This window comes from Mucilaginibacter sp., assembly GCF_036383575.1.
Lineage (GTDB): Bacteria > Bacteroidota > Bacteroidia > Sphingobacteriales > Sphingobacteriaceae > Mucilaginibacter.
Genome location: NZ_DASVOB010000766.1, coordinates 1 through 2,946 on the forward strand (window position 1 = coordinate 1; position 2,946 = coordinate 2,946).

The 2,946-nt window shown below is 43.3% G+C and carries 3 protein-coding genes and 1 pseudogene; all 4 read left to right on the forward strand.

Annotation, left to right across the window (positions count from 1 at the left end; all coding sequences use genetic code 11):
• Window positions 1-1,045: pseudogene (locus tag VF500_RS27285) on the forward strand (M23 family peptidase); the annotation flags it as partial.
• A gap of 14 nt (window positions 1,046-1,059) precedes the next feature.
• The gene (gene bcp / locus VF500_RS27290; RefSeq protein ID WP_330862693.1) at window positions 1,060-1,521 is read left to right on the forward strand and encodes a thioredoxin-dependent thiol peroxidase; all 462 of its coding nucleotides are present in this window, start codon (window positions 1,060-1,062) and stop codon (window positions 1,519-1,521) included.
• A 52-nt stretch (window positions 1,522-1,573) separates the two neighbouring features.
• Window positions 1,574-2,419: a transketolase gene (locus VF500_RS27295; protein WP_090531971.1), complete on the forward strand. Its 846-nt coding sequence runs from the start codon at window positions 1,574-1,576 to the stop codon at window positions 2,417-2,419.
• Between the two features lie 100 nt (window positions 2,420-2,519).
• A partial coding sequence (locus tag VF500_RS27300) for a transketolase family protein (RefSeq protein WP_414688597.1) occupies window positions 2,520-2,946 on the forward strand: 427 nt, incomplete at its 3' end.

Below are 2,946 nucleotides of genomic sequence, written 5' to 3' on the forward strand. Positions count from 1 at the left end.
CTATCACCTCATTAAACCGCAAACGCTGGAGCTAAGCGGTAATATCGGCTTCGGCATTAACACCACCGATATGAACAGCACTTCGTTTAACCATAACGGCGTTTATTCTATCGAACTAAAACTGGATGGCAAAACGGTATACACCTTTGCGGTTGAGCGTTTCGCGTTTGATCAAACTCATGCCATTAACGCTTATATCGATTATCCTGCCTTTGAATCATCCCGCCGCTGGATGCAGAAATGTTTCATCCTGCCCGGCAGCCGGATTTCGCTGTACCCGCAATCCGTAAATAACGGCATCATTACGTTTGATGACAATGCTACGCATGATGTGGAATATGTTGTAAAGGATGTGGCAGGTAATACATCATCGCTCAAGCTAAAAGTTAAATCATCTCCATTTACCAACCCACAGCCTGTAAAGCCAACCGGTACGATGTTTTACTACGATAAGCGAAGTGAGTTCAGCAATGATAAAGTTAAGGTGATCATTATGCCGGGCAACCTGTATGATGATCTTGATTTTCAATATTCAGCATCGGCTAAACCGGCAGGGGCTTATTCGGCTATGCATCATATCCATAACAGGTTAACGCCCATTCATGACAGCTACGAGATCTGGATCAAGCCCGATGCTGATTTGGGTAAGTATGCCGATAAAGCTGTTATTGTAAGCTCATGGGGAGGCTGCCAGGGTGGTTACTTTAAAGATGGTTACGTGATATCGCAGGTAAGCGCCTTTGGCGATTATTATATCAAGGTAGATACCATACCACCCGTTATTCATCCGCTCAATATCAAAAACGGGAGCAATATGAAGGCTGCACGCAGTATTAATTTCAGAATGAGCGATAATTTATCCGGAATTAAAAGCTATACAGGCACCATCGATGGCAAATGGGTGCTGATGGAGCATGATTATAAAAGTAAAATATTAAGTTACACGTTTAATAACGATATTGCGCCCGGTAAACACGTGTTTAAGTTGGCTTTAGTTGATAACAAGAATAATTTTTCGGAATTTTCCGCCGATTTTTCCAGATAAGTACCTAATAAACCATGACAACATTAAAAGAAGGCGATAAAGCCCCCGCTTTTACCGCTAAAGACCAAAACGGTAAAGAAGTGTCCCTTGCCGATTATAAAGGTAAAAATGTGATCCTTTATTTTTACCCAAAAGATGATACCCCCGGCTGTACTGCCGAATCATGCGATTTCAGGGATAACTATCAATCGCTTTTAAGCAAAGGTTTTGAGGTGATAGGTGTAAGTACCGATGATGAAAAATCGCATAAAAAATTTGAGACCAAATACAGCCTGCCATTTACTCTTATTGCCGATAATGAGCTTAAAATTGTTGAAGCTTATGGCGTTTGGGTTGAGAAGAATATGTACGGTAAAAAATACATGGGTACCGCACGTACCACATTTATAATTGATGCAGAAGGAGTTATTACGCACGTGATCAGTAAGGTTGACACTAAGAACTCATCTCAACAGGTACTCGATCTTGTAAATTAAGTGTTAAAAACACAATCAAAATAGCTACTTTAGCAGCTCCTAAATTCCATTAATGAAAGCAGACTTACAAACTTTAGAAAAAACCGCGTCACAAATAAGGCGCGACATTGTACGCATGGTACATGGCTGTCAATCAGGCCACCCGGGCGGCTCACTGGGCTGTACCGATTTCTTTACCGCACTGTACTTTTCGGTAATGAACCACGATCCTAAATTTAATATGGATGCTGTTGGCGAAGATATTTTCTTCCTGTCAAACGGTCATATTTCGCCTGTGTTTTACAGCACACTGGCACATGCAGGTTATTTTGATAAAGCCGAACTGGCAACTTTCCGTAAACTGAATGCTCGTTTACAAGGTCACCCAACTACACATGAGCACCTTCCGGGTATCCGTATTGCTTCGGGTTCATTAGGTCAGGGTTTATCGGTAGCTATCGGTGCGGCTCTTGCCAAAAAATTAAACGGTGATAAATCATTGGTGTTTACCCTGCACGGCGATGGCGAGATCCAGGAAGGCCAGATCTGGGAAGCAGCAATGTTTGCTCCTCACAATCATGTTGATAACCTGATCTCAACTATTGATGTTAATGGTCAGCAAATTGATGGTCCAACCAAACAGGTGCTTTCATTAGGCGATCTTCGCGCTAAATGGGAAGCTTTTGGCTGGGATGTACTGGATATGAAAGGTAATGACATGGCCGATGTGGTTAGGGTGCTTGAAGAAGCAAAAAGCCGTACAGGTCAGGGCAAGCCGATCATGATCCTGATGCATACTGAAATGGGTTACGGTGTTGACTTTATGGTGGGCAGCCACAAATGGCACGGTGTTGCGCCAAATGATGAGCAGCTTAAACTGGCTTTAGATCAGTTAGAAGAAACACTGGGCGATTATTAGCCCCCCCGGCCTCCGTTGGCTAACGGAGGAGTTAGAAACATCAGTTTAATTTATCACGATTTAATGCCATTCTCTCGCGGAAGCAGAGGGAATTTGAACAATGAAAAAATACACTTACACAGATAAAAAAGATACCCGCTCGGGCTTTGGCGCCGGGTTGCTGGAAGCAGGCCAGAAAAACGACCAGGTTGTTGCTCTTTGTGCCGACCTTATCGGTTCGTTAAAAATGAACGATTTTATTAAAGCATTCCCTGAGCGTTTTGTACAGGTGGGTATTGCTGAAGCTAACATGATTGGTATTGCTGCCGGTATGACCATCGGCGGTAAAATCCCTTTCACAGGTACTTTCGCAAACTTTTCAACCGGCAGGGTTTATGACCAGATCCGTCAGTCGGTAGCTTATTCAAACAAAAACGTTAAAATCTGCGCTTCACACGCCGGTTTAACTTTGGGCGAAGACGGTGCTACCCACCAGATCCTGGAAGATATCGGCCTGATGAAAATGTTACCAGGCATGACCGTGATCA